Raw genomic sequence first — 25,912 nt, 5'->3', positions numbered from 1 at the left:
GCTATCGATTCCCTGACGGGGTGGTGGTAACCACCCCGCTCCTTACCGGTTACGCCGTTACGGGTTTCTGACCAGAGGCCATCGAAGGCTTTTGGGTCTCCAGCAGCGGACTGCTCTCCTCGGTTCTGGCATCCACCACCAGCGGCGGTGTTCGATTGCCATAGGGCGGTTCCTTACCCCCTTCAGCATTGGGCTGACGGAATTTCTTGAAGTAGTAAATCAGGTAGGCGATGTGCAGTACGGCGTTGGCCACACCCCAGAACATCAACACGTTGTCGTTGGCCCAGTGGGTGGAGTCCATCACCTCGGCAAACGGGTCGCCCATGGCGCGCACCAGGATGTGGAACGCCAGGGTGTAGACTCGAGCAATGATGTACAGCTCTGGTCGGCCTTTGATCAGCGGATACAGCTCGGCGGCCATCAGAATACAGAAGGAGCTGGCGAAGTAACCGGGGTTTTCGCCATACACAAATGCCATGTTCCAGGTGGTGTAGAGGAAGTTCCAGGCAGCGGTAGAGAAAAACAGCAGATCGTTGGGTGCATCTTTACCAATCAGCCAGTACTGACGCTTGCCGTTTTTGTATTTTGGCAGCGGCATGGTGGCCAGCAGCACACAACCGGCAATAAAGTTAAAGTAGTTCTGAGTAACCAGATCCTTAACTGTCGCCTCGGCAATATTCAGGAACAGGACGCCGTACAGACACCACAGCACCCAGTCTTTTCGGAAAAACTTGAGAATTCTGTTTGGATTATCGTAATAAAGATAAGCCAATCTCGCACTACCAACAATAATGGCAGTTGGAATCAAAACACTGACGGTTTTAGCCCAGCGGAACCAGCCGTCTAAGTTATCAGCCCATAATGGAGCTGTAAGTAAAGAGAGCATCCAAAATGCGAAAGTGAATCTTGGTGTTCTTCTCATCATCTCTACTAATACAAGTAGAAATACTATGTAGCCAACCATCGAAACGATGTAGGTGGAAATTGGTATGCCCATAACCAACCCGTCCTCTTTTTATTATCCCAAACAAAATTAGTGTATTTACTCTAATTCGAGGTCTGACCAGATAACGTGACTAAGATCATGCTATGGATTTATTCATTAAAAAGGTAAACGCAATGTGAATCGAACCACATTCTTTAACACAGGGCCAATCAAAAAGGCTAAATGGAGTCTCTCAAACAGAAGCAATCACCACGATAGATTGCCAACACAGCCAAAGCGTGCTTTTTGATAACAATTCAAACACAAGCGATACCAACACCGGACATAAAATTGATCCAGGTCAGAAAAAAAACAAATTAGAGCATATACTCTAATCGAATCTCCCCCAATCAATCGGTGGCTTACATGCGTAAATTGTTAACTGCGATTCTTCCTTTATCTTTGTGCCTGAGTGCGCCCAGCTGGGCATTGACCGTGGCCGACGTTAATATTGATGACTCCCTGAATGTTCAGGGCATTGAAATGCCACACCGTGGTGCCGGTATTCGTAAAAAGTTCTTTATGAAGCTGTATGTCAGTAGCCTGTATAACCAGGACAACCTGCCGGCAGAGGAGTTGATGAAAGGCAAATCCGCCGCCGCCATTCAGCTGGACATCATCTCTTCGATGATCACCTCAGAAAAGATGACCGCCAGCATGGAGGAGGGCTTTGAGCAGTCCGCCGGTGACCGCCTACCGCAGATTCAGGATAAGGTCGATCAGTTCACCGCCGCCTTTAGCGAACCGGTTCAAGAAGGGGATCGATTCCGCATCGTCTCTCTGCCAGAAAGTGGTGTTGAACTGCGAAAAAATGGCAAATCACTGGTGACCATCGAAGGTGAAACCTTCCGCGAAGTGCTGCTGGGGATCTGGCTCGGTGATGACCCGCTTGATGATGACCTGAAAGAAGCGATGCTGGGAGAGTAAGGTCTCAGCCTCTGCAAAAAAGCGGCCCGCAGGCCGCTTTTTTTATTCCACATACTGATACTGTACCCGGGCGGTGGTACTGCACAACAGCTCATAGGGGATGGTGGTGGCGCACTCGGCAATCTCCTCCACCGGCAGGCCCCTTCCCCACAGCACCACCGGATCGCCGACGCTTACCTCGGCGTCACCGATGTCTACCGTCATCATGTCCATCGATACCCTACCCGCCAATGGAAAGCGTCGACCATTGATCAGCACCGGGGTGCCGCTGACCGCGTGCCTGGGGTAGCCATCACCATAGCCCATGGCGATGACCGCTAGGCGGGTATCCCGACCGCTGCGCCAACTCTGACCGTAACCCACAGGCTCTCCGGCCTTAAGCTCCCGAACCGCCAGTACCGCGGTTTTCATGGTCATTACCGGCTGCAGCTGAAAATCCTGAGGTCGCCCGGCGATCATCGGTGATCCACCGTACAGCGCCAGCCCGGTTCGCACCCAGTTGCCGTGCGCCGCCGGCCACACCAGGGCGCCGGCCGAGTTAGACAAAGTGCGTTCGCCAGGCAGGTCTCGGGTCAGTTGATTAAACAGGGCGATCTGGCGTGCTGTTTCCGGGTTTTCGGCTTCGTCGGCCACCGCGAAATGGGTCATAAAGTTAATGTCCCCCTGCAGGTGCGTCAGGGCCCTGAGCCGTTGGTAGATGGCCGCAAACTGCTCAGGCTGAATCCCGAGGCGATGCATGCCGGTATCCAGTTTCAACCAGATTCGAATCGGACGACTGAGCACCGCCCGCTCCAGCATCGCCACCTGCTCGACATCATGAATCGCCACTTCCAGATTATTGGCGGCGGCCAGCTCCAGATCCTCTTCCGAAAACACGCCCTCAAGCAGCAACATTCGGGCGCAGATGCCCTCATTGCGAAGGCACAGGGCCTCCTCCAACCGGGCCATACCAAAGCCATTGACTCCGGCCTGATCCAGCCAGCGGGCCAGGGTGGTTAATCCATGGCCATAGGCGTTGGCTTTCACCACCGCCATGATTTTCGAGTGCGGAGCCAGCTTGCGCAGCCGCTCCAGATTATGCAGCAAGGCATGACGGCTGATCTCAGCCACAGGGGAGAATCGCACAGCAGATTCCTTATTCGTCGTATTCGAAACCGCCGCCGGCGTAGTTGTCAAAGCGGGAGAACATGCCCTGGAAAGTCAGAGGAACCTTACCAATGGGGCCGTTACGCTGTTTACCGATGATGATTTCAGCGGTGCCCTTTTCGGCGGTGTCGGGATGATAGACCTCATCCCGATAGATAAACATGATCAAGTCGGCATCCTGCTCAATGGAGCCGGACTCACGCAGATCCGAGTTCACCGGCCGCTTGTCGGCCCGTTGCTCCAGCGAGCGGTTCAGCTGCGACAGGGCGATCACCGGCACGTTCAGTTCTTTCGCCAGCGCCTTCAGCGAGCGGGAGATCTCGGCGATCTCCAGTGTCCGGTTGTCCGACAACGCAGGCACCTGCATCAACTGCAGGTAATCCACCATGATCATCGACAGGCCGCCATACTCCCGGGCAACCCGGCGGGCGCGGGAACGCACATCGGTGGGGGTCAGGCCGGAGCCATCGTCGATGTACATCTTACCCTGCTCCATCATCAGCCCCATGGTGCCGGACACTCGAGCCCAGTCTTCATCATTGAGCTGGCCAGTACGGATTTTGGTCTGGTCTACCCGGCCCAGCGACGCCAACATACGCATCATGATCTGTTCCGAGGGCATCTCCAGAGAGAAGATCAGCACCGGCTTGTCTTCATTCATGGCCGCCTGCTCACACAGGTTCATGGCAAAGGTGGTTTTCCCCATGGAAGGTCGGGCGGCCACGATGATCAAATCCGAAGGCTGGAAGCCGGCGGTCATCTTATCCAGATCCGAGAAGCCGCTGGAAACCCCGGTCACACCGTTATGAGGGTTACTGTACAGCTCCTCAATCTTATCCACGGTTTTTTCCAGGATACTCTTGATGTTTTCCGGGCCTTCATTGGCACTGGTGCGGCTTTCGGCGATCTTAAACACCTTGGTTTCCGCCAGATCCAGCAGGGCCCCGGAGTCGCGCCCGTCGGGATTGAAGCCGGCGTCGGCGATCTCATTGGCCACCTTGATCATCTCGCGCACCACCGCGCGCTCGCGGACGATCTCGGCGTAGGCGACGATGTTGGCCACACTGGGGGTGTTGCGGGAGATGTCGGACAGATAGGCGATGCCGCCGACGTTATCCAGCTCGCCGAGACGATTGAGCTCTTCGGAAACGGTCACCAGATCCAACGGGTGGCCGTTTTCCAGCAATTGTGACATGGCGGCGTAGATAAACTGATGACTGCGGCTGTAGAAGTCCTCTTTGACAACCCGTTCCGCCACCTGATCGAAGACGTCATTATTCAGCATCAAGCCACCGAGGACCGACTGTTCCGCCTCCAGAGAGTGAGGAGGAATCTTCAGCTGATCCACTGTCTTTTGCCGTTTGTCGTCGCGCTGGCGCGTTTCTGCCATGTTAAACCCGTTACACTCAATGCGTTAAATTGGTAAGATTTCCCCTTTCTGGGCGCATTGCCCAAACAGGAATGATAATAATAAAGGGACCTCCCATGCCAACCAAAGTTTCTTCTTCGGTCTCCGTCCTGGCGTTAAGCCTGGCCGTGGCCCTGCCCGCTGTCGCCAATGAAGGCCAGTGGCTCCCCATGCAGATGCCGCAACTGAGCGATGAGCTTCAGCAAGCCGGCATCCGTCTGCCAGCCGAACAGCTGGCGGACCTGAATCAATATCCAATGAATGCGGTGGTAGGACTGGGGTATTGTACTGCCTCCTTCGTTTCTCCCAAAGGATTGGTTGTCACAAACCACCATTGTGCCTACCGGGGCATTCAGTTCAACAGCAATGAAGAACACAACTACCTGGATGATGGCTTCCTGGCCACCAGCCTGGATAAAGAGCCTTCTGCTGGCCCTCAGGAACGCCTGTACGTCACCGACAAGATCGAAGACGTTACCGAGCAGGTGTACGCCGGTGTCAGCGACGACATGGACGGCTATCAGCGCTACCATACCATCCAGGGCAACCGTAAGGCGCTGCTGAAGCAGTGCGAGTCCAACGACAACTACCGTTGCCATGTGCGCAGCTTTCATGGCGGCAAAAAGTACTACCTGTTGCGTCAGTTGATGATTCGCGACGTGCGTCTGGTGTACGCGCCGCCTCAAAGTGTCGGCTCCTTCGGCGGTGACATCGATAACTTCGAGTACCCCCGCCATAGCGGTGACTTCACCTTCCTGCGGGCCTACGTTGCTCCGGATGGATCGCCGGCCGCCTACAGCGAAGACAACGTCCCCTACCAGCCCAAGAGCTTCCTTAAGGTCAACGCCAGTGGCGTGAAGCAGGGAGACGGGGTATTGGTGGCAGGCTACCCGGGCCGAACCAGCAGACACAAGCTACTGAGCGAATTGGAATTTGCCAGTAACTGGCAGTATCCGGTCGGTGCCAGCCGCTATCAGCAGCGCATCGATCTCATCGACCAGTACGGCCTCGAAGACGGCGTCATCAAGATCGCCTACGCCGGCACCAAAGCCAGCCTTGCCAACCGCATGAAGAAGATGAACGGCCTGCTGGATGGCTTTCGTAAAACCGACATTCCCGCCATCAAGGGCAGCAATGAACACGCCTTCAAAGACTGGCTGAAAGCCGATCCGAGCCGTGCCGACGCCCTGGCCAAGGTTGAACAGCTGGAGAAAAAGCTGGCCGAGCAACGAAACTACAAGCAGCGGGCGTTCTACTTCGAAAATGCCCAGTCCAGTGCCCTGCTTAACACCGCCAACCGACTGTATAAACTGGCCAATGAGCGCCAAAAACCCGATGCCGAGCGCGAGGAAGGCTATCAGGAGCGGGACATGAAGATGCTCGAGGGCCGTCTCAACCGCCTGACCCGCAGCTTCCATACTCGTATGGATCGGGGCCTGTGGCAGATGGACATCGACGCCTACCTGGCTCAGTCGCACCGGACTGCGGCCCTGGACAAGGTACTGGAAACCCTGGACCTGGATCAGGCCTATGCCAACACCGGCCTCAATGACAGCGGCCAGCGCCTCAAGTGGATGACCCAGCCGGTGTCGGCGTTCAAAGCCAGCGATGATCCCTTCATTAAGATGGCGGTGGCCCTGTACGACGCCAACGAAGCCAATCGCAAGCAACGTCAGACCCTGGCCGGTGACATCACCGCCGTGCGTCCCGCTATGATGGCGGCCTTGCTGGACTGGTACGACAGCCGTAACCAGCCGGTGTACCCGGATGCCAACGGCACCCTGCGCATCAGTTACGGTGTGGTCGATGGCTACCAGGCCGCCGATGCCCTGTACAAACAGCCGTTTACCCGACTGGAGGGCATTGTCGAGAAGCACACCGGCGTCGAACCGTTCAATGCACCGCAAAAGATCCTCGAGGCCATCAAGGCCAAACGCTATGGCAGCTACTCGGTGGACAGCATCAAGGCGCAGACCCAATCCTGGTACTGCGGCATTTTGCCTTGTGCCGAGGCCAATGACGGCCACTTTGGCTCGGTGCCAGTGAACTTCCTCTCCAGCGTCGACACCACAGGGGGCAACTCCGGTTCGCCGATCCTCAACGGCGACGGCGATCTGGTCGGTCTGAATTTCGACTCCACCTATGAGTCGATCACCAAGGACTGGTACTTCAACCCCAGCATCACCCGGGCCGTACACGTCGACTTCCGCTACGTGTTGTGGATGATGGAAAATGTCGACAGCGCCGACAACCTGTTGACCGAGCTGACCCTGATCAAGTAAACGCTTACTAACGACAAAAGCCGCCATATGGCGGCTTTTTTGGTTGCCACTGCCGAGACTGGCATAAAAAAACACCGCCCTGAGGCGGTGTTTTTCTGCTCCGGTTTCCCGGATTAAGCGACCGGTGTCAGCTTAGTGATTACTCACCAGCAACAATGGTCAGCTTAACAGTAGCAGTCACTTCGTTGTGTACAGCAACAACGATGTCGTACTCGCCGGTGTTGCGCAGAGCGCCTTCGGACAGACGTACTTCAGACTTGGCTACTTCAACGCCGGCAGCGGTGATCGCGTCAGCAATGTCGCGAGTACCGATGGAACCGAACAGCTTGCCTTCGTCACCCGCTTTGGAAGCGATGGAAACGCCTTCCAGAGCAGCCAGCTTCTCAGCGCGAGCTTGAGCAGCAGCCAGCTTGTCAGCGATGTTCTTTTCCAGATCAGCGCGACGAGCTTCGAATTCAGCTACGTTAGCAGCGTTAGCGAATACTGCTTTGCCTTGTGGCAGCAGGTAGTTACGAGCGTAACCAGACTTAACGCTAACTTTGTCACCCAGACCGCCAAGCTTGGCAATCTTATCCAACAGAATAACTTCCATTACCTTTTCCTCTACTTAAAAGGGTTAACCTAATGCCTAAACTTAACCTTGCAGGTCAGTGTAAGGCAGCAGAGCCAGGTAACGAGCACGCTTGATAGCGCGAGCCAGCTGACGCTGGTACTTAGCGCTGGTGCCAGTGATACGGCTCGGTACGATTTTACCGCTTTCGGTAACGTAGTTTTTCAGAGTTGCTACGTCTTTGTAGTCAATCTCAGTAACACCATCTGCAGTGAAACGGCAGAATTTACGACGACGAAAATAACGTGCCATGTGGGCATCTCCTATGAAATAGGTTCAATTGAGTCAGCATGCAAAATCAGGCGGCTTTGGCCATTTCGGCTTTGTTGCCAGGCGAGAAACCCCGCGACCCTGATTGCATGGCCGGAATCCAGATTGTCCAGTAAAGGTTGTGATTGCTGACCGCTGACAACCACTTGAATCCGACAGTAAACGGGACGATTCAGTCCGGCTTCCTGCTGCATGGAGCGATGCTCCAGAATGAAATACCCGTGGGGAATTCCATTGATTCCAGTTGCCTTTTTCGGTGGCCGAAGGACAGTGCCCGTCAGCTCGAGGCGGTTAGTGTTCACAGCTCTTACTCGGCGCTGGCTTCCTCAGCAGCTGGAGCTGGAGCTGGCTGTGCTTCACGACGATCGTCACGACGATCATCACGCTCACGGCGCTCTTCCTTAGCTTTAGCCATTGGAGATGGCTCGGTAACAGCACCCTTGGTACGGATTACCATGCTACGGATAACGGCATCGTTGAAGCGGAAGTTGGTTTCCAGTTCAGCAACGGCTTCAGCAGTCGCTTCAGCGTTAACCAGCACGTAGTGTGCTTTGTGCAGCTTCTCAATTGGGTATGCCAGTTGACGGCGGCCCCAGTCTTCCAAGCGGTTTACAGAACCACCATCTTTAGTGATGGTAGCAGTGTAACGCTCGATCATGCCTGGAACCTGTTCACTCTGATCAGGGTGAACCATAAATACGATTTCGTAATGACGCATTATTGATCCTTACGGTTATTCAGCCTCTTTCAGGCTCAGCCATACCTGGAGGCAAGGAACAAAAGGGTTTCGGCTGATTAGCCGGCGCATATTACAGGATTCCCGCAGGGTGAGCAAGCGATTCTCACCGCCACTCTGGCTCCAGCCGGCTTGGCGCAGCGGCGGCAGAGAAATTCCCTCAGTTGATCGCCGTTTTGAATCGCTTTGAGGTAAGATAACGCCCTGCACCCTAAGCCCGCCACCTTGCCGGGACTGAGAAGAAATCAAACAAAAATACGCAGTGATAGCAGTAGGTATTATGAAACGATTGATGATGGTCGCCGCGCTGTTGTCTCCGTCGGTGTGGGCCTTGGTGCCACCGGAGTACAAAGAGCCTGAAGACAGATTGGACGCCGAAGTGGAGTTGGGGTTGCAGTACACCTCAGGCAACACCGAATCCAGCAACTTCAACAGCCGCGGTAAAATTGTTTACGATGCGGAAGCAGCCCGCCACGAAACCAATCTGCACGCCTACTTTGCCTCTGACAACCAGAGTACCACCGCCGAACAATACACGGTGCAGTACCAGCTGGATTACAAGCTCAAAGGAACCCAGTACGTCTATGGCCGGAGTGAATTGATCTGGGATCGATTCGGCTCCTTTACCCAGCAGCAGATCTACTCCTTCGGTTACGGTTACTCCCCCATTGATCATCGCCACACCAAGCTGTCGCTGGAAGCCGGTGCCGGTTACCGTTACAACAAACCCAATCTCAGCGACAGCGATACCGACAGCGACGGTTCTTCCACCGACGAAGGCATTGCCCGTTTCGCCGGCAAACTGGAACAGCGGTTGCACGAATACACCACCTTCAATGCCGAAGGTGCGGTGGAAACCGGTAACCGCAATACCATCGCCACCCTGAAACTGTCGATTCGGAATCAGTTATGGGCCGATCTGGCTCTAAAGATAGGCACCGACGTCAAATACACCGAAAAGGTGCCGGAAAACAGCGAGAAGACCGACATCATCTCCACCGTCAACCTGCTGTACAGCTTCTAATCCCCTCCAGGAACAAAAAAAGGCGCCAACGGCGCCTTTTTGCTGTGTCTTGAGAATCAACTCCGCCGCTGGCGCACCGCTTCGAACAAGCACACGCCGGTCGCCACCGACACATTGAGGCTGGTGACCACCCCGGCCATTGGAATCGAAATCAGCTCATCGCAATGTTCGCGGGTCAGGCGGCGCATCCCTTTGCCTTCGGCCCCCATGGTCAGCGCCAGCGGGCCGGTAAGCTTGGCCTGATACAGGTCGTGATCGGCTTCGCCGGCGGTGCCAACGATCCACACCCCCCGCTCCTGCAGTTCCCGCATGGTGCGCGCCAGGTTGGTCACCTGAAACAGCGGCACGCTCTCGGCGGCACCCACTGCCACTTTGCGTACCACAGGGCCCAGACTGGCAGACCGATCCCGGGGCACAATCACACCGTGAACACCGGTAGCATCGGCACTGCGCAGGCAGGCGCCGAGGTTATGAGGGTCAGTCACGCCGTCCAGAATCAGCAGCAGCGGCGTCTCCACGCCGTTGAGCAAGGCATCCAGCTCCGCTTCACCTTTTACCGGCGCCGCCTTGGCGGCGGCCACCACCCCTTGGTGCTGCGGCGACTTGGCCTTGTCATCCAGGGCCTTTCTGGCGGCAGGCTGGCAGCTGATGCCATGCTGCATCGCCAGTTGATGAATCCGTTGCAGACGATCGTCGTCACGCCCCTTCAGCATCCAAATGGACTTTACCCGTTCAGGCTCCGACGCCAGCAACGCCTCAACGGCGTGCAGGCCAAATACCATCTCTTGTTTCATTAACGATTTTTCCGCTTAGAACTGCTCTTGCCCGCACCGCCGCGGGTATCTGTTTTTTTGCCGTCCGGCTTGGCACTGCCGCTGCCTTTGGCTGCCCCGGACTTGGCCTGTGAACCACCACTGCGCTTGCCGCCACCACTTCGACCCGAGGACTTGGGTTTGCCCTGTTTGGCTTTGTAGGGGGCATTGCTGTCCGCCGGTTTGCGGCCGGACTTGGGCTTCCCTTTACGCCCTTTGGACGGCTCCTGAACCAGGCCCAGATCGATCTGACGATCGTCCAGCTTCACCGACATCACTTTCACCTCAACCGCATCGCCGAGGCGATAACGCTTGCCGCTATGCTCGCCGTACAGTCCCTGACGCACCGCATCAAAATGGAAATAATCGTTTTCCAAACTGGAGATGTGCACCAGGCCGTCGATGTGGTACTGGTTCAGACGCACAAACAGACCAAAGCTGGTAACACCACTGATCACCGCCTCAAAGGTGTCGCCGACGTGATCCTGCATGAACTCACACTTGAGCCAATCCGACACATCCCGAGTGGCATCATCGGCACGGCGCTCGGTCATCGAGCAGTGCTCACCCAGCTCCACCAGTTCCTGAGTGGTGTACAACACCCCGGCATCGTCGGCCTTGGCAGCCTCGCGATTCAGCAGGCTGCCGATGGCCCGCTTGAGCATGCCACCTTCACTGTCTTTGGCCAGCAAGCCTCGAATCACCCGATGCAAAATCAGATCGGGGTAACGTCGAATGGGTGAGGTAAAGTGGCTGTAACCCTGCAGCGCCAGACCAAAGTGGCCCTCATCGTCTGGGCTGTAGACCGCCTGCTTCATGGATCTCAGTACCATGGTGGTCACCAGTTCGGCATCGGCGCGGCCACTCAGCGAAGCCAGCAGCTTGGCGATGTCGGTCGGCGACGGCTCATCGCCACCACCGAGTTGCAGCCCTTGCTGACCAAGGAAGTCGCGCAAGGACTTCAACTTGGCGTCGCCCGGACCCTCGTGGACCCGATACAACACTTCGCCTTTCTGCTTCTTCACAAATCGAGCCGACGCAACGTTAGCCAGGATCATGCATTCTTCGATCATCTTGTGCGCCACGTTACGCTCCCGAGGCACAATCTGCTCGATGCGTCGCTGGCTATTAAAGATAAACTGAGTCTCGGTAGTCTCCAGCACCAGGGCGCCGCGTTTGAGGCGGGCACCGTCCAAAGCAGCGTACAACTTGTGCAGCTGTTGCAGGTGCGGGAACACCGACTGGTATCGCTCGATCAGTCGCTTATCCCCATCCAGCATCGCCGCCACTTTGGTGTAGGTCAGCCGGGCGTGGGAGTGCATCACTGCCGGGTAAAATTTATAACCAGACAAATTTCCGGAGGCCGATACCGTCATTTCGCACACCATGCACAGACGGTCGACACCCGGGTTCAATGAACAGAGGCCGTTGGAGAGCTTCTCCGGCAGCATCGGAATCACCTGCGCCGGGAAATACACTGAGTTACCCCGTTTCAGGGCCTCGTCGTTCAATGGCGTGCCGGGGCGCACATAATGGCTCACGTCGGCAATGGCTACCCACAGGCGCCAACCGCCGCTCTTCTTCTTCTCGCAGTAGACGGCGTCATCGAAGTCTCGGGCGTCTTCACCGTCGATGGTCACCAGCGGCAACTGTCGCAAGTCCACCCGGCCCTGCTTATCGGCCTCGGTCACCTCGTCGTCGATTCGAGCCACCTGGTCCAGCACCGCTTGAGGGAATTGGTGAGGCAGATCGTGATTGCGCAGGGCGATCTCGATCTCCATGCCCGGATCCATTTCGTCTCCCAGCACCTCGGTCACCTTGCCCTTGGCGTGGGTATGACGACCCGGTCTCTGGGTCAGCTCAACATTCACCACCTGCCCCAGGCGGGCGCCCAGTCGGTGTTCCGCCGGTATCAGGATGTCCTGGCTGATGCGGCGATCGTCCGGTACCACGAAGCCAATGCCATCTTCGGTGAAGTAGCGGCCAATGATGTTGGCGCTGCGGGGCTCAAGGACCCGAACGATCCGGGCTTCCTGACGGCCACGGCGATCGTGTCGATCCCCCTGGGCCATCACCCGATCGCCATGCAGTACGCTCTGCATGGTGCGTTCGGTCAGGAACATGTCTTTACCGGCACCATCGTCAGGACGGAAGAAGCCAAAGCCATCGCGATGCCCCAGTACGGTGCCGGTGAGCAGATCCATCTTCTCCGGAATGCCATAGCGCCCTTTGCGGGTGTACACCAGCTGGCCATCGCGCTCCATGGCGCGCAAGCGGCGCATCAGGGCCACGTACTGGTCCCCTTCCAGGCCCAACTGTTCAGCCAGCTCATCGCGACCAATCAGGCCGCGGCCGTCGGCGATCAACTGCAGCAGAAACTCCCGGCTGGGAATCGGATTTTCGTACTTTTCAGCCTCCCGCTGAAAATGGGGATCTTGATTACTCAATAGTGATTTACTCGATAGATAAAAATGGGGTTACCGGAAAAGTATACTGACTGTCAGCGATACTTATCCTGAAATTTCTGGCTGGCTTCGATGGCTTCCACCTCCCTATTGGGAATAAGGCGGGCCAGTTGGCTCAGCAGCTCATCGGCCGTAGCCTGATCTTCGCCGTGCTCGTACACCTCTTCGAACAGCCATCGATACGCCTGCGGGTAGTCCCGCGGCGCGCCGTAGCCTCGAACGTACATTCGCACGAGATCAAAGCGGGCACGCAAATGCCCTTGTTCAGATGCTAATTTGTAGTAGTGTATCGCCAATTCTTCGTTCACCAGGGTGAACTTGCCGATACGGTAGTAGCGTCCCAACTGCTCCAGGGCGTCGGGCAATCCGGACTCCGAAGCAGTCTCGAGGTAATAGAACCCCTCTTTGACGTTTTTGTCGACGCACACGCCATACATCAGCATGTCGGCCCACAGCATCTGGTAGGCGGGCTCTTTCAATATTTTAGCGTGAGCCTGCACGTCTTCCACTAACTGGCAGTCATCACGACGCATCTGCATCAGATGGGTGTTGTCGCGAATCATCTGCAACAGCGCGTCCTGTGAATACAGCTCCACCACCTGCAGTTCCGACTGGGCAGGGGCAATCATCAGCAATGTTGTCAACAGCAGATAAAAGCGATTCATACTCTAACGTATCGACCCAGCCTGAAAAAACTAAAGTCCACCATAGCATAACGGGGCCAGAAGGCCCCGTTTTACACTCAATGATTATGCGAAAGGATTTCGCAGAATCATGGTCTCAACCCGGTCGGGGCCGGTTGAGATGATGTCCACCGGTACGTCGAGCAAAGCCTCGATGCGAGCGATGTAATCCAGTGCTGCCTGAGGCAGTTTGTCGTGCTCGACCACACCAAAGGTGTTGTCGCTCCAGCCTGGCATACTTTCGTATACCGGAACCGCGTGTTCGTAGTCTTCCGCTGCCAGAGGTGGCACATCGACGATGCGACCGTCGGCCATCTTGTAGCCGGTGCACAGCTTCAGTTCTTCCAGACCATCCAGTACGTCCAACTTGGTCAGACACAGGCCGGTGATGCCGTTGATCTGAACCGCACGACGCATGGCCACGATGTCCAACCAGCCGGTACGACGCTGGCGACCGGTAGTGGCACCGAACTCATGCCCTTTCTCACCCAGATGGGTGCCAACGGCATCGTCCAGTTCGGTCGGGAACGGACCGCCACCGACGCGGGTCGCGTAGGCTTTCACAATACCCAGAACGTAATCGATGCGGTTCGGGCCAAAGCCGGAACCGGTAGACACGCCACCGGCGGTGGTGTTGGAGGAGGTCACGTACGGGTAAGTACCATGGTCGATGTCCAGCAAGGTGCCCTGGGCGCCTTCGAACAGAATCGGCTCACCGGCTTTACGGGCCTTGTCCAGCAGATCGGTGACATCCACCACCATGCTCTTCAGCAGCTCGGCAACGGACATCGCCTGTTCATACACGGTATCGAAGTCCACCGGCTCAGCCTTGTGGTACTCCACCAGCATGAAGTTGTGGTACGCCAGTACCTCTTTCAGCTTCTCAGCAAAACGCTCAGCATCGAACAGATCACCAACGCGCAATGCACGACGGGCAACCTTGTCTTCGTATGCCGGGCCAATACCACGACCGGTGGTACCAATGGCCTTGTTGCCGCGAGCCGCCTCTCGGGCCTGGTCCACGGCGATGTGGTACGGCAAAATCAGCGGGCACGCTTCGGAGATCAGCAGTCGCTCTTCCACCGGAACGCCACGCTCTTTGAGCATGGTCAGCTCAGTCATCAGTGCTTCTGGGGACAGCACCACACCGTTACCGATGATGCACTTTACATTGTCACGAAGAATGCCTGATGGAATAAGGTGGAGTACGGTCTTGTCGCCGTTGATCACCAGAGTGTGACCAGCGTTATGGCCGCCTTGATAACGCACCACATAGGAAGATTTATCGGTAAGCAGGTCTACGACCTTGCCCTTGCCTTCGTCACCCCACTGGGTGCCAAGAACAACAACATTTTTACTCATTATGAATACAGAGGTAGGTGGTTAAAGCAGGATTCTACCAGAACAAAATGCTCAAAACAGCAGCTATCTGGAAAAAATATACAGAATTACCCCACCAATTGTGACCAGTACCCCCCCTAACCGACGCAACAACTGATCCGGTTGCCGGCTCATCTCGGTGACCATTTTACGCCATTGTTCCGGCAACAGCATGGGCCCAATACCCTCTAAAACCAATACCATACCAAGGGCAATCAGCCAGCTCTGGGTGCTCATTTTCGTCCGCTCCATACAAAAAGCCCGGCGGTTGCCGGGCTTTAATTTAAGCAATACTATTATTGCGGTTTAGTGGTGCTCTTCATGTACTGGAAGAACTCCGAGTCTGGCGACACCACCAACACGTCCTGCTTGCTGTTAAAGGACTTCGAGTAAGCATCCAGGCTGCGCAGGAAGGAGAAAAACTCCGGCGCCTTGGTATAAGCGTCGGCGTAGATCTTGGCTGCCTGTGCGTCCCCCTGGCCTCGAATGGTCCGCGCATTTTTCTCTGCCTCAGCCACCATCACGGTCACCTTAGCGTCGATATTCGCCCGCAGTACTTCGGCCTTTTCCTTACCCTGGGAGCGGTGCTCCTTGGCAACGGCGATACGCTCGGCGCGCATACGATCGTAGATGGAAGAGCTGACCTCACGAGGCAGGTTTATCTGCTTCACCCGCACGTCTACCACCTTGATGCCCAGCTCCAGCGCACTTTCGGCCGCGCCTTTCAGGGCTTCCTGCTGCAACTCATCGCGGCTGCCGGAAACGATTTCGGAGATGGTTCGAGTACCAAATTCACTGCGAAGGCCGTTGTTGATCTTACTTTGCAGCAGGGCTTCCGCCTGCAACTGGTTACCGCCTGAGGTAGACAGGAAGTAGCGCTCAAAGTCGGTAATTCGCCACTTAACGTAGGAATCCACCATCAGATCTTTCTTCTCCGAGGTCACAAAACGATCCGCCGGGGCATCCAGCGTCAGGATACGAGCATTGAGGCGAATCACGGTGTCGATACCCGGTACCTTGAAGTGGATACCAGGCTCATACACCAGAGTCACACCGTCGGCGTCTTTGGCAATCTTACCAAAGCGTTTAACGATGCCACGCTCGCCTTCGCTGACCACAAACAGTGAGGACAGGCCCAGGAACAGAATGACGACAATGACGCCAATAGAAATGGGTTTCATGACTTAATTCCTCCCCTGGCGCACGCTGTCGCTGCGAACATTACGGCGGTTGTTAAAATTGTTGCTCGGCAGCGAACTGCTGTCGTTCATCTGCGGTGCCGCGGCTCGATTCGGAGCCTGACCTGCGCTTTGACCAACAATTTTATCCAGCGGCAGGTAGAACATGGAGCCATTGCCTTCGGTATCCACCATCACTTTAGAGGTGCTGCCGTAGACTTTTTCCATGGTCTCCAGGTAGAGACGATCACGGGTGACGTCTGGGGCCGCCTGATACTGAGGCAGCAACTGAACGAAGCGGGCGACTTCACCTTCCGCTTCCAGGGTGACCCGGTCGCGATAGGCGTTGGCTTCCTGTTCCATCCGTTGCACCTGACCGCGGGCACGAGGCTCGATTTCACGGGCATAGGCTTCCGCCTCACGAACGAAACGCTCTTCATCCTCCTGGGCCGAGATGGCATCATCAAAGGCGTCTTTCACCTCTTCCGGCGGACGCGCCGGCAACAGGTTGACGTCCACCACCTGGATGCCCAGACCATAAGGTTCGATGATCCCCTCCAGCTCTGCACGAGTATCCTGACGGACCTGCTCACGACCGGTAGTCAGAATGTCATCCATCACGGTGTGGCCGATGACGTAGCGCAGGGCGCTGTCCATCGCCTCATTCAGAGACTCATCGGGATTGGTGACGTTAAACAGATAGGCGCGAGGATCCACGACCCGGTACTGCACCTTCATCTCGACGGCGACCACGTTTTCATCCATGGTCAGCATCATGCCGGACGCAGGCAGTTCACGAATGTTGTTGATGTTCACCGGGTACACCTGATCCACAAAGGTGGCTTTCCAGTGCAGGCCGGGCTCTCTCAACTCGTAAAACTCACCGAACCGAAGCACGACGCCGCGCTCCGCTTCCTCAATCTTGTAGATGCCCGACAGGAACCAGGTGATGGCCGCCAACACCAGCACACCCAATATCATGCCGGCGCTGACACCACCGCCTTTGCCGCCGCCAAAGCGGCCGGACAGCTTGCGGAACACCTGATCCAGGTCCGGTGGCCCCTGATCGTTGCCACCCCGGTTCCCCCATGGGTCTTTACCCTTATTTCCAGGCTCATTCCAGGCCATGTAGTACTCCGTTTTAACGTATCGGATGAGTTAATGGGGCCCCTGAACAGTCCCGCCAGGGCATCCCCTCCGATGATAAGAGGTTTAACGCTAATTTATCAGGCAATTAGTGGATGATAAAGTCGCTTAACCTTCCCTGAGACGCTTTTAATTGCCGAAGCCACTCCGGCTCGGGCAGAACAATCTTCATCAGGCAGTTGCCTTCGTCATCATATTGACTGCTTTTCACCGCGCTGAGTTCAAAAAACACGTTTACCCAACGTTGTTGCGACGGCGGCAGTTTTAATGATAGTTCAACTATTTGCCGACCGAGTAAGTCCGACAAGGCGCGGAACAACTGCGGTTGGCCGCGGTTCTCCTGGGCCGACACCCACACTCGAATCGGTCTACCGCTATCGTCCCGGTCGATTCTGGGTTCGGCATCGTCCAGCAGATCCACTTTGTTGTAAACCAGCAGCTGTGGTATCTCATCGGCATCGATCTCCTTGAGAACCTTCTGCACCTCTTCGATGTTCTCTCCGGCCCGTTCATCGCTGGCGTCGACCACATGCAGCAGCAAATCCGCCTGACGGGTTTCCTGCAGTGTGGCCTTAAAGGCCGCCACCAGATCATGGGGAAGATGCCGAATGAACCCCACGGTGTCAGCCAGGATCGTCGGACCAACCTCATCGATTTCAATCCGCCGTAAGGTCGGATCCAGAGTGGCAAACAGCTGATCCGCAGCATACACCCCGGAATCTGTCACCAAGTTGAACAGAGTCGACTTACCGGCGTTGGTGTAACCCACCAGAGACACCGTCGGTATCTCTCGACGCTGGCGGGAACGACGCCCCTGCTCTCGCTGCTTCTCGACCTTCTCCAGACGACGAAGGATGGTTTTTATACGTTCACGCAGCAAACGCCGATCGGTTTCCAGCTGAGTTTCACCCGGCCCGCGCAGGCCGATGCCGCCCTTTTGACGTTCCAGGTGGGTCCAGCCACGGATCAGCCGGGTCGAGAGGTGCCGCAACTGCGCCAGCTCAACCTGCAATTTACCTTCGTGAGTTCGTGCCCGCTGGGCAAAAATATCCAGGATCAGACCGGTACGGTCTAATACCCGGCATTGGAAAATGGCTTCAAGGTTACGTTCCTGGGCCGGGGACAAGGCATGGTTGAAGATGACCACGTCCGCCTGCTCCGCCTGGACCAGTGCCGCAATCTCTTCCGCCTTGCCGGCGCCACAGAAGTATTTGGGGTGTGGGGAGGAACGAGCGCCAGTAACGACTCCGCAGGCACTCACGCCTGCGGATGACACCAGTAGGTGCAGCTCTTCCAGATCTTCGCGTTCCCCTTCTCGGGAAAAGTTCAGATGTACCAGTACAGCCCTTTCGCCTGCCTCATACCGCTCAAACAAGCAGACTCTCCTAGCTGTTAGTCTTGATTTCCGTGATCCTGCTGGTTGTATCCACCCTGCTGACTGCCTTGTTGTGCATTATTCATGTTGAATGGACGACCAGGAACCACGGTTGAAATGGCGTGCTTATAAACCATCTGACTGACGGTGTTCTTCAGCAAAATAACAAACTGATCAAAACTTTCGATCTGTCCCTGAAGCTTAATGCCATTCACCAGATAGATGGATACTGGTACCCGTTCACGACGCAATGCATTCAGGAACGGGTCTTGTAAGGATTGCCCCTTAGCCATAATGATTCCTTAACTAAAATATTCTAATTGCTTTTAAAAACCAGCCTGCAAGCAACATCTAACTGAGCTTGTTGGTAGTTATAGCCTATGTAAAGTTAGATGGCGAGCCTTTGTAACATATTATCTACATTACCTGTATTTTCAGAGAGTAACCACTGCAAATCGGGCCAACTCCGCAACCAGGTAATCTGTCTTTTCGCTAGCTGTCTGGTAGCAGCAATGCCCTTTGCGGTCATTCCTTCATAGTCATCTTCACCAGCCAGAAAAGACCACATCTGGCGATATCCAACGCATCGGATTGACGGCAAATTGGGGTGTAAATCCCCTCTTCGGAACAAACGGAGCACTTCCTGCTCAAAACCCGCATCTAACATCATTGCAAATCGGCGTTCGATACGCTGATGCAATTGCTGTCGCTGTTCCGGTGCAATGGCAAACTGACTGACCAGATAAGGTAAAGGCTCACTCTTTCTTTTTGTCAGCTCTGTCAGAGTTTCACCACTGATTCTATAGACTTCCAGAGCCCGCGACAATCGTTGTGGATCGTTAGGGTGGATTCTCTCAGCCGATATCGGGTCAATTTCTGACAATTGCCGGTGCAAATCACCCCAGCCCAGTTCCAACGCCTCGGATTCTATCTGTTTGCGCACCTTCGGATCCGCCGATGGCAAGGGCGACAACCCCTCCAGCAAGGCTTTGTAATACAGCATGGTGCCCCCAACCAGCAGGGGAATGCGACCGGCGGCGGTGATCGCCGCCATCTCCCGCAACGCATCGAGGCGGAAATCCGCCGCCGAGTAAGCGTCGGCCGGATCCAGAATGTCAATCAACCGATGGGGCGCGCGAGCCAACTCCTCGGCGGTGGGCTTGGCGGTACCAATGTCCATACCGGTATAGATCATCGCCGAATCAACACTGATGATGTCGCAAGGCAGGCGCTGACACAGCTCCATGGCCAAATCGGTCTTCCCCGATGCCGTCGGCCCCATCAGGAAGATCGCCGGTGGCAAGACGTTACTCATATTACTGCTCCAGGGCCGTACGCCAATTCAGCGTCACGGCCTGTGTCTGTATCAATAGGGTGATTCGCTCCGGCGCGCTGCGCTGCAGCTGCTGCCAGACATCGGCGGCGGCGGCAGAGAAATCACCGTGGTCGGCCAGCCAGGCCGTCATCGCTTCCGGCTCCGGTGCCCCGCCCTGTGGGCAGGACAACAGCCACTGCAACAATTCTGGCACGATTTGAGCCAGATTGGCTTGCCGCAACACCGAGGGAACTTTACGGATAATCAGCCGCTGCTTCTGTTCCGCCAGCTCAAACCCCAGTCGCTTCAACAGCCCTTGCTGCTGCCGAAGCACCGGCTCCCAGTCGGGCAGGCGCGCCACACTGACCGGCAGCAACAAAGGTTGACTGACCAACCCTTGAGGCAGCCGATCCAGCAACTGCTGTTGGCCCCCACAGCGCAACAAGGCGACGAGGGGCAGCAATCTTAGTTGATCACCTTTGCCGATCAAAGCGTGAGTTTCATCCAACTGCGTCAGCCAATGCCAGTCTGCCTCGACAGAATCACGCCCTGACGGAGTCACCTCGGCGGCCTGCATTAGATCGCCGTAATTAGTGACCGCCTCGACTCTCGGCCGTGGCTGCAGAGGCGGCGGCGTATAGGCGGCCGCCGGTTCTCGAGACTGTCCCGGCTGTGAGTGCACCGCACTGCGGGCCACAGCGGTCGACCCGGCGACGGGCGCCGGAGTCGAATGGGACGAGACGGTCAGCGGGGCCGGTTGGAATGGCGCCGGTTCGCCATCGACGCCGGTCGCCTTGGCGCCCGCCAACTGGCTGACGGCATCGCTGAGACCCTGCAGAATGAAGTCGTGCACATAGCGGGCCTGATGAAAGCGAACCTCGTGCTTGGCCGGATGAACATTGACGTCCACCTCCTGGGGCGGAAGGTCCAAGTGCAGCACATAGCCGGCGTCACTGTTCTGGCCATGCATCTCCAGCGCCTGGCGCAGGGCATGGTTGACCAACCGATCCCGAACCACTCGGCCATTAACATAGAAATACTGCACGTCACTGAAGCCCTGATGACCATCGCCGATGGCCAGGCATCCATGCAGCTGCAGCTGCTCATTGCCGGTGGACAGGGTCACCGCCGCTTCCGCAAACCGATGGCTGCAGATCGCGCCCAGTCGCTGCTGATGCTGCTTGTCGGTGCGGGCTGCACGGTACTGACGCACCAGCTTGCCGTTATGGCTGAGGGTAAAATGGATCGTCGGCTTAGCCAGGGCGATGCGCCGCAACTGCTCATCGATGTGGTTAAACTCGGTTTTATCCGCCCGCAGGAAACGTCGTCTGGCCGGGGTATTGAAAAACAGGTCCTCCACCAACACCGTGGTGCCGACCGGGTGGGCGGCGGGTTGCACCTTGACCGCCATCTCCTGACCTTCGGCATAGGCCTGCCAGGCTTCAGACTGCGCCTGAGTTTTGGAGGTCAGGGTCAGCCGCGAAACCGAACTGATGGACGCCAGGGCTTCACCCCGAAAGCCGAAGCTCAGAATCGACTCCAGATCCTCCAGGCTGGCCACCTTGGACGTGGCATGGCGAGACAGCGCCAGTGCCAACTCCTGCTTATCGATGCCCAGGCCGTTGTCGCGAACCAGAATCCGCTTGCTGCCGCCCCGCTCTATCTCCACGTCGACTCGACTGGCGCCGGCATCCAGGCAATTCTCAACCAACTCCTTGACCACCGAGGCGGGGCGTTCCACCACCTCGCCGGCGGCAATCTGGTTAGCCAGCTGCGCCGGTAATATCTGAATCGTCATTGGCGGTCCTATAGGCGAGGAATGGTGAGTTTCTGTCCCACCTGCAGGGTGTCGGTCTTTAACCGGTTCGCCTGACGGATGGCACTGACACTGACCTGATAACGCTGGGCTATCCGCGACAGGGATTCACCTCGGCTGACGGTGTGCTGCCGGGTTTGGGCCAACAAGGCGTCTCGGGGGGGATTGTCAGAGAAGTAGGTCTTCACCGTCTGATAGATGGCGTCGGACATCTTGTTCTGATAACTGCTACTGCGAAGCTTTTTCTCCTCCCTGGGGTTAGAGATAAAGCCGGTCTCAATCAGCAGACTGGGAAAATCCGGTGATTTCAGAACCGCCAGGCTGGCGTGCTGAGGCGTTTTCTTGTGCAGCTTGGCAATTCGTCCTAAACGACGAAGCATCTTCTCGGCAATGGCCTGGCTTTCGACCATGGAGTTCTCCCTGGCCAGGTCCAAAAAGGTGCGTTGCAGATGAGGATCATCGCCACCGGAGGCGGAAATCACCTCACCGATCCCCCGTAACTCCGACAGCCTATCGTCTTTCTCCAGCCAACGACCCATCTCGGAATTGGCGCGGCGTTTGGACAGAATCCACACCGACGCCCCCTGAGGCTGAGGCGAGGTGAAGGCATCCGCGTGGATGGACAGCAACAGATCCGCTTTCTTTTCCCGGGCCAGTTCGGAACGCCGGTCCAGCGACACAAAGTAGTCGCCACTGCGCACCATAAACGCTTCGAAGCCGGGCGTCTTATTGATCTTATCCCGCAACTTGCGGGCGATGGGCAGCACCACGTTTTTCTCGTAAGTGCCGGAGGGGCCAATGGAGCCGGGATCCTTGCCGCCATGGCCAGCGTCAATGGCGATCACCACATTTCGTCCCGGGGTCGATAACGAGGCCGGCTTCGACTTGGCTTTGGCCGAGGGCGCGGCCCCCGCCAGCAGATCAATCACCAACCGGTGCCCATAGTTGCCCTTAGGCCCAAGTTTGAACACCTTGTAGGAGGACGCCTGCTTCAGATCCAATACCAGGCGCAAGGTGCCTTTTTCCGGCGGCGTACTGACCCGAATCCGCTTCAGCTGTTTCGAGTCGGCCTTGACCGAGGACAACTTGGTTTTCAGCGTGCTGCTGCGAAGATCCACCACCAGACGTTCAGGATCGCTGAGTCGAAAGGCACCGTAACTGGGGGCCGCCGACAGATCCAGCACCACTCGAGTGCGCTCCTTGTCGGGCCATACCCGGATCTTATCCACCGTGGTGGCCTGCGCCGCCATGGGCAGCATCAGTACTGACAGCAACAACCCCATCAGGGTGGTCGCCTTGAATCCCCAAAACTTTATCATCGATTTAAAGCTGTTCCAGTATGGCCTCGCCCTTGGTGGAATGGCTACTGAGAGTCACGCATCGCCCTTCACCCTGATAGCTTAGGGTAATGGTAAGATCCGCCGGGGGCAATACACCCTGCCCTTTACTCGGCCACTCTACCAGACACAGGGACTGGTCACTGAAATAATCCCGAATCCCCATAAATTCAAGCTCTTCTGGATCGGCCAACCGATACAGGTCGAAGTGGTAGACACTGATTTCATCCAGCTCATAGGGCTCAACCAGGGTATAGGTCGGGCTTTTTACATGGCCTTGGTGCCCCAGTCCCTGCACCAGCGCCCGAGACAAGGTGGTTTTTCCGGCCCCCAGTTCGCCTTCGAGGTGAATCACCAGGGGCGGCCGCACGATGGCCGCCAAAGCCGTCCCCAGCTCGAGAGTCTGGGTTTCGCTCTGCAGATTCAGAGTTTTGTCGCTCATAAATTGTCAGTCTTCAGGGTTTACCAATTGCCTAATATAAGGCATCAGATCCGATGCCAGCATGCCTCGCTGTCCCCCTTCGGCTGCCATGTCCGCCGCTTCGCCATGCAGGCATACGCCACATGCCGCCGCATCCAGAAGAGACAGGCCCTGGGCCAGCAAGGAGGCGATTATACCAGACAAAACGTCACCGCTGCCTCCTGTGGCCAACCCGGGGTTGCCCACCGGCGCCACCAGCATGGTTTCTCCATCAAAGATCAGGGTTCCCGGGCCTTTCAAGACCACCACACCGCCGTACTTTTTCTGCAGATCCCGCACCGCCTTGAACCGATCCCGCTGCACGTCGGCGTTGTCGACACCCAGCAACCGCGCCGCTTCTCCAGGATGCGGAGTCAGCACCCAGTCCTCGCGGCGGCAGGGGTTTTTCGCCAGGATATTCAGGGCATCGGCGTCCATGACCAGCGGACGCTCGGCGTTTTGAGCCACCCGCCACATATGGAATGCCCAGTCGCCGCTGCCCAGACCCGGGCCACACAGCACCACTTGGCCCCAACCCACACGCTGATACACCTCCATATCGGCGATGTCGCTGCCCCACAGCATCAACTCCGGACGACCGGCCTGAATCAAGGGCAGGTTTTCATAGCGACTGATGATGCTCACCAGCCCGGCACCGCTGCGCAGCGCCGCTTCCGATGCCAGGCGTACCGCACCGGGCATGCCATGGTTGCCACCGATCACCGCAATGCGACCATGGTGGCCCTTGTGAGAGTCTGCTTGCCGCGGCTTGAGGTGATGACGATAGTCCTGATAGCTGATCTTCATCGCATCCGGACGTACCTGGCTGGCCAGGGCGCTGCCAATCACCAGCGGCACCAACTGAATGTCGCCGCAACAACTGGCGGCCGCTCCGGTCAACAGACCCAATTTAACGCCGACGAAGGTCACGGTCAGATCGGCACTGACGACATCGTCACCGGCAAAGCCGTTGTCACCGTTGAGGCCGGAAGGCAGATCCAGACTCATGACCCGGGCCGGCGCCTCGTTGATGGCGGCAATCATCCGCGTAAAGTCGCTGCGAAGCTCCCCTTCAAAACCGGTTCCCAGCAAGCCATCGACAATGTGGCTGACTCCCGCCAGGCGGCCTGGCTCGGCATTCTCAATATGACCACCGGCGTCCAGATACTGCTGCTGAGCGATCTTGGCGTCCCCTTTCAGCGGCCGCTCCGGCTGCATCTGCAGCACCCGTACCTGCAACCCGTCTTTTAAGGCACTTCGGGCCAGCACATAAGCGTCACCGGCATTATTGCCACGACCACAGACCACCGCCAGCGATACCGCCTGGGGCCAGCGCTGATGAAATGCCTGCCATGCCTGTTGGCCCGCCTCCTCCATCAAGGACCACATCAACACCCCGTGTTGCTTGGCCAGCAAGGGTTCCCACCGGCGCACGGTGGCGCCGGAAAACAGCGTCGCAGGTAATTCGGCCGTCGCTTTTCGCATAGTGTTTTATCCCGTCTCCCTTCCACATACAGAAACGGCCAGGAAATCCCGGCCGTTTTCATTGCAGTCACACAGTGTGTGATCTAAATCAGCTCATCGTTATTGATAGGTAACCTATCCTCACACAAGCCGCTAGCCCTATCGGGCCTTGTTTTGATCGGTATCAAATATCATCCATGCGCAGGGTGCTGTGAACGAATCGTTGCTGACGAATGCGCTCTGCCTGAAGTACCGACTCCAAAGCCTGACGAGTCTCCTGATGCTCGGACTGCTCCAGGGCCAGGTGCAGCAGCGCCAGCACCTTGTTGTCCAACTCCAGCGCCAGATTCATGACATCATGCTCATCCACGCCGGCATTCAAGGTTACGGCGGTGCACTCTGCCACGATGTCATCATAGTCCAAACGCTTAAACCAGGTATCCAACACTCCCTGAGGGGCATCATCGATGTATTCGCTTACCTTGTCGGCCACCTCGATCTGATGGTTTTTCAGGTAATCCAAGAGCAGTTTTACCCGTGATGAATCCGCCTGATTATTCAGCCGTTCATACAGCTTGCTCATGGCCATACGGCATTCAACCACGTACTCGAGAAGCTCTCGCATCTGTTTGAAGCGCATAAAATCTCTCCGCAAATTCAAGCGTTTGATAGTAGGTATAGCGCCATTATGGTGACTTTGTAAAAAAGATATTTTGAAGAAAGTCACCCTTTAATGATCTTTGATCACATTCGCTATTGCGACCACCGTGAGCCGGCTCTCCTTCTGAATAAAATAATAAAAACAGATACCTGCATTCCCTCTTCGATGAGCTCTGTCGACGCCCTTCAGATCAACAACGTCACTGCAAATGCCCTGAGCAGACGAAGAACCCGCTTCAAAATCAAAAACATACCCATTCACTTCGATGGGACTGCCACGGGCGGAGCGGCGTTCACATTCGTCGACATTGATGACATCAACCCAACCCGACATAAACGGTGAATGTGCCGTGACCCAAGAGGTGCCGTCTCCACCATAGAGAGTGTGACCTCAACCCCCTGGCAAGGTGGCGCTCTGCCCGCTGAGCCACAA

General features: G+C 56.5%; 25 protein-coding genes. 3 read left to right on the top strand and 22 right to left on the bottom strand.

Going from position 1 to position 25,912, the window contains the following annotated elements; genetic code table 11:
- Positions 1–49: 49 nt before the first annotated feature.
- Positions 50–712, bottom strand: coding sequence for a hypothetical protein (locus H598_RS24990; RefSeq protein ID WP_245595623.1), 663 nt, complete (start codon positions 710–712; stop codon positions 50–52).
- A gap of 639 nt (positions 713–1,351) precedes the next feature.
- Here H598_RS24990 and H598_RS0118865 point away from each other — a divergent pair.
- The gene (locus H598_RS0118865; protein ID WP_028114391.1) at positions 1,352–1,912 is read left to right on the top strand and encodes a chalcone isomerase family protein; all 561 of its coding nucleotides are present in this window, start codon (positions 1,352–1,354) and stop codon (positions 1,910–1,912) included.
- A 42-nt stretch (positions 1,913–1,954) separates the two neighbouring features.
- Here the strand turns inward: H598_RS0118865 and alr are convergent, their stop codons facing one another.
- Together alr and dnaB are read right to left on the bottom strand one after the other, a co-directional pair.
- A complete protein-coding gene (gene alr, locus H598_RS0118860; protein ID WP_028114390.1) occupies positions 1,955–3,037 on the bottom strand; it encodes an alanine racemase in 1,083 nt (360 codons plus the stop codon).
- Between the two features lie 10 nt (positions 3,038–3,047).
- On the bottom strand, positions 3,048–4,448 hold the full coding sequence (gene dnaB, locus H598_RS0118855; protein ID WP_028114389.1) for a replicative DNA helicase: 1,401 nt from the start codon (positions 4,446–4,448) through the stop codon (positions 3,048–3,050).
- A 95-nt stretch (positions 4,449–4,543) separates the two neighbouring features.
- Here dnaB and H598_RS0118850 point away from each other — a divergent pair, with 95 nt between their 5' ends.
- Positions 4,544–6,748: a S46 family peptidase gene (locus H598_RS0118850; protein ID WP_028114388.1), complete on the top strand. Its 2,205-nt coding sequence runs from the start codon at positions 4,544–4,546 to the stop codon at positions 6,746–6,748.
- A gap of 139 nt (positions 6,749–6,887) precedes the next feature.
- On the opposite strand, the gene rplI is transcribed toward H598_RS0118850, so the two are convergent.
- Genes rplI through rpsF form a run of 4 tightly spaced genes read right to left on the bottom strand, consistent with a single transcriptional unit; the run spans position 6,888 to position 8,346 of the window.
- The gene (rplI, locus tag H598_RS0118845; protein ID WP_028114387.1) at positions 6,888–7,340 is read right to left on the bottom strand and encodes a 50S ribosomal protein L9; all 453 of its coding nucleotides are present in this window, start codon (positions 7,338–7,340) and stop codon (positions 6,888–6,890) included.
- Between the two features lie 42 nt (positions 7,341–7,382).
- A complete protein-coding gene (gene rpsR / locus H598_RS0118840; RefSeq protein WP_028109942.1) occupies positions 7,383–7,610 on the bottom strand; it encodes a 30S ribosomal protein S18 in 228 nt (75 codons plus the stop codon).
- 11 nt (positions 7,611–7,621) lie between these two features.
- On the bottom strand, positions 7,622–7,930 hold the full coding sequence (gene priB, locus H598_RS26170) for a primosomal replication protein N (protein ID WP_084144535.1): 309 nt from the start codon (positions 7,928–7,930) through the stop codon (positions 7,622–7,624).
- Positions 7,931–7,935: 5 nt separating this feature from the next.
- On the bottom strand, positions 7,936–8,346 hold the full coding sequence (gene rpsF / locus H598_RS0118830; RefSeq protein ID WP_028114386.1) for a 30S ribosomal protein S6: 411 nt from the start codon (positions 8,344–8,346) through the stop codon (positions 7,936–7,938).
- A gap of 298 nt (positions 8,347–8,644) precedes the next feature.
- On the opposite strand from rpsF, the gene H598_RS0118825 reads away from it, so the two are divergent.
- The gene (locus H598_RS0118825; protein WP_035416276.1) at positions 8,645–9,388 is read left to right on the top strand and encodes a DUF481 domain-containing protein; all 744 of its coding nucleotides are present in this window, start codon (positions 8,645–8,647) and stop codon (positions 9,386–9,388) included.
- A gap of 56 nt (positions 9,389–9,444) precedes the next feature.
- On the opposite strand, the gene rlmB is transcribed toward H598_RS0118825, so the two are convergent.
- The 15 genes from rlmB to H598_RS0118750 all read right to left on the bottom strand — a co-directional run bounded on the left by rlmB (position 9,445) and on the right by H598_RS0118750 (position 25,459).
- Complete coding sequence (gene rlmB / locus H598_RS0118820) at positions 9,445–10,182, bottom strand: 23S rRNA (guanosine(2251)-2'-O)-methyltransferase RlmB (protein ID WP_028114384.1); 738 nt, start codon at positions 10,180–10,182, stop codon at positions 9,445–9,447.
- Entirely contained in the window at positions 10,182–12,647 is a 2,466-nt protein-coding gene (gene rnr / locus H598_RS0118815; RefSeq protein WP_028114383.1) for a ribonuclease R, read from the bottom strand. The genes rlmB and rnr overlap by 1 nt, the downstream gene beginning before the upstream one ends.
- Positions 12,648–12,700: 53 nt before the next feature.
- On the bottom strand, positions 12,701–13,330 hold the full coding sequence (locus H598_RS24985; protein ID WP_051252874.1) for a tetratricopeptide repeat protein: 630 nt from the start codon (positions 13,328–13,330) through the stop codon (positions 12,701–12,703).
- Between the two features lie 84 nt (positions 13,331–13,414).
- Positions 13,415–14,710 (bottom strand): adenylosuccinate synthase, encoded by a 1,296-nt coding sequence (locus H598_RS0118805; RefSeq protein WP_028114382.1) that lies wholly within the window; start codon positions 14,708–14,710, stop codon positions 13,415–13,417.
- A 63-nt stretch (positions 14,711–14,773) separates the two neighbouring features.
- Positions 14,774–14,965, bottom strand: coding sequence for a DUF2065 domain-containing protein (locus tag H598_RS0118800; protein WP_028114381.1), 192 nt, complete (start codon positions 14,963–14,965; stop codon positions 14,774–14,776).
- Between the two features lie 59 nt (positions 14,966–15,024).
- On the bottom strand, positions 15,025–15,909 hold the full coding sequence (gene hflC / locus H598_RS0118795) for a protease modulator HflC (protein WP_028114380.1): 885 nt from the start codon (positions 15,907–15,909) through the stop codon (positions 15,025–15,027).
- Between the two features lie 3 nt (positions 15,910–15,912).
- Positions 15,913–17,034: an FtsH protease activity modulator HflK gene (hflK, locus tag H598_RS0118790; protein ID WP_028114379.1), complete on the bottom strand. Its 1,122-nt coding sequence runs from the start codon at positions 17,032–17,034 to the stop codon at positions 15,913–15,915.
- Between the two features lie 106 nt (positions 17,035–17,140).
- Positions 17,141–18,427 (bottom strand): ribosome rescue GTPase HflX, encoded by a 1,287-nt coding sequence (hflX, locus tag H598_RS0118785; protein ID WP_028114378.1) that lies wholly within the window; start codon positions 18,425–18,427, stop codon positions 17,141–17,143.
- Positions 18,428–18,444: 17 nt separating this feature from the next.
- Positions 18,445–18,720: an RNA chaperone Hfq gene (gene hfq / locus H598_RS0118780; protein ID WP_028114377.1), complete on the bottom strand. Its 276-nt coding sequence runs from the start codon at positions 18,718–18,720 to the stop codon at positions 18,445–18,447.
- A gap of 95 nt (positions 18,721–18,815) precedes the next feature.
- A complete protein-coding gene (miaA, locus tag H598_RS0118775) occupies positions 18,816–19,742 on the bottom strand; it encodes a tRNA (adenosine(37)-N6)-dimethylallyltransferase MiaA (protein WP_028114376.1) in 927 nt (308 codons plus the stop codon).
- 1 nt (position 19,743) lies between these two features.
- On the bottom strand, positions 19,744–21,540 hold the full coding sequence (gene mutL / locus H598_RS0118770; protein WP_028114375.1) for a DNA mismatch repair endonuclease MutL: 1,797 nt from the start codon (positions 21,538–21,540) through the stop codon (positions 19,744–19,746).
- Positions 21,541–21,548: 8 nt separating this feature from the next.
- Complete coding sequence (locus H598_RS0118765; RefSeq protein ID WP_028114374.1) at positions 21,549–22,877, bottom strand: N-acetylmuramoyl-L-alanine amidase; 1,329 nt, start codon at positions 22,875–22,877, stop codon at positions 21,549–21,551.
- A 4-nt stretch (positions 22,878–22,881) separates the two neighbouring features.
- Positions 22,882–23,337, bottom strand: coding sequence for a tRNA (adenosine(37)-N6)-threonylcarbamoyltransferase complex ATPase subunit type 1 TsaE (gene tsaE / locus H598_RS0118760; RefSeq protein ID WP_028114373.1), 456 nt, complete (start codon positions 23,335–23,337; stop codon positions 22,882–22,884).
- Between the two features lie 6 nt (positions 23,338–23,343).
- Positions 23,344–24,840 carry a bifunctional ADP-dependent NAD(P)H-hydrate dehydratase/NAD(P)H-hydrate epimerase gene (locus H598_RS0118755; RefSeq protein WP_028114372.1) on the bottom strand — a complete coding sequence of 499 codons (1,497 nt, stop codon included), beginning with the start codon at positions 24,838–24,840 and terminating at the stop codon, positions 23,344–23,346.
- Between the two features lie 163 nt (positions 24,841–25,003).
- Positions 25,004–25,459 carry a hypothetical protein gene (locus H598_RS0118750; protein WP_028114371.1) on the bottom strand — a complete coding sequence of 152 codons (456 nt, stop codon included), beginning with the start codon at positions 25,457–25,459 and terminating at the stop codon, positions 25,004–25,006.
- Positions 25,460–25,912: the final 453 nt, after the last annotated feature.

Origin of the sequence: Ferrimonas kyonanensis DSM 18153 (assembly GCF_000425405.1) — a bacterium.
Lineage (GTDB): Bacteria > Pseudomonadota > Gammaproteobacteria > Enterobacterales > Shewanellaceae > Ferrimonas > Ferrimonas kyonanensis.
Note: the sequence above shows the minus strand (reverse complement) of the source record. Positions and strands in the feature narration are given on the sequence as shown.

What these genes read in the sequence shown, in the direction of transcription:
- hfq (WP_028114377.1), bottom strand. Translation starts at nt 18,720, where the DNA reads ATGGCTAAGGGGCAATCCTTACAAGACCCGTTCCTGAATGCATTGCGT.
- H598_RS0118825 (WP_035416276.1), top strand. Translation starts at nt 8,645, where the DNA reads ATGAAACGATTGATGATGGTCGCCGCGCTGTTGTCTCCGTCGGTGTGG.
- rpsF (WP_028114386.1), bottom strand. Translation starts at nt 8,346, where the DNA reads ATGCGTCATTACGAAATCGTATTTATGGTTCACCCTGATCAGAGTGAA.
- mutL (WP_028114375.1), bottom strand. Translation starts at nt 21,540, where the DNA reads ATGACGATTCAGATATTACCGGCGCAGCTGGCTAACCAGATTGCCGCC.
- rlmB (WP_028114384.1), bottom strand. Translation starts at nt 10,182, where the DNA reads ATGAAACAAGAGATGGTATTTGGCCTGCACGCCGTTGAGGCGTTGCTG.
- hflC (WP_028114380.1), bottom strand. Translation starts at nt 15,909, where the DNA reads ATGAAACCCATTTCTATTGGCGTCATTGTCGTCATTCTGTTCCTGGGC.
- H598_RS0118750 (WP_028114371.1), bottom strand. Translation starts at nt 25,459, where the DNA reads ATGCGCTTCAAACAGATGCGAGAGCTTCTCGAGTACGTGGTTGAATGC.
- rpsR (WP_028109942.1), bottom strand. Translation starts at nt 7,610, where the DNA reads ATGGCACGTTATTTTCGTCGTCGTAAATTCTGCCGTTTCACTGCAGAT.
- miaA (WP_028114376.1), bottom strand. Translation starts at nt 19,742, where the DNA reads ATGAGTAACGTCTTGCCACCGGCGATCTTCCTGATGGGGCCGACGGCA.
- rplI (WP_028114387.1), bottom strand. Translation starts at nt 7,340, where the DNA reads ATGGAAGTTATTCTGTTGGATAAGATTGCCAAGCTTGGCGGTCTGGGT.
- hflK (WP_028114379.1), bottom strand. Translation starts at nt 17,034, where the DNA reads ATGGCCTGGAATGAGCCTGGAAATAAGGGTAAAGACCCATGGGGGAAC.
- H598_RS0118865 (WP_028114391.1), top strand. Translation starts at nt 1,352, where the DNA reads ATGCGTAAATTGTTAACTGCGATTCTTCCTTTATCTTTGTGCCTGAGT.
- H598_RS0118765 (WP_028114374.1), bottom strand. Translation starts at nt 22,877, where the DNA reads ATGATAAAGTTTTGGGGATTCAAGGCGACCACCCTGATGGGGTTGTTG.
- H598_RS0118800 (WP_028114381.1), bottom strand. Translation starts at nt 14,965, where the DNA reads ATGAGCACCCAGAGCTGGCTGATTGCCCTTGGTATGGTATTGGTTTTA.
- H598_RS0118850 (WP_028114388.1), top strand. Translation starts at nt 4,544, where the DNA reads ATGCCAACCAAAGTTTCTTCTTCGGTCTCCGTCCTGGCGTTAAGCCTG.
- H598_RS0118805 (WP_028114382.1), bottom strand. Translation starts at nt 14,710, where the DNA reads ATGAGTAAAAATGTTGTTGTTCTTGGCACCCAGTGGGGTGACGAAGGC.
- H598_RS0118755 (WP_028114372.1), bottom strand. Translation starts at nt 24,840, where the DNA reads ATGCGAAAAGCGACGGCCGAATTACCTGCGACGCTGTTTTCCGGCGCC.
- dnaB (WP_028114389.1), bottom strand. Translation starts at nt 4,448, where the DNA reads ATGGCAGAAACGCGCCAGCGCGACGACAAACGGCAAAAGACAGTGGAT.
- H598_RS24985 (WP_051252874.1), bottom strand. Translation starts at nt 13,330, where the DNA reads ATGAATCGCTTTTATCTGCTGTTGACAACATTGCTGATGATTGCCCCT.
- tsaE (WP_028114373.1), bottom strand. Translation starts at nt 23,337, where the DNA reads ATGAGCGACAAAACTCTGAATCTGCAGAGCGAAACCCAGACTCTCGAG.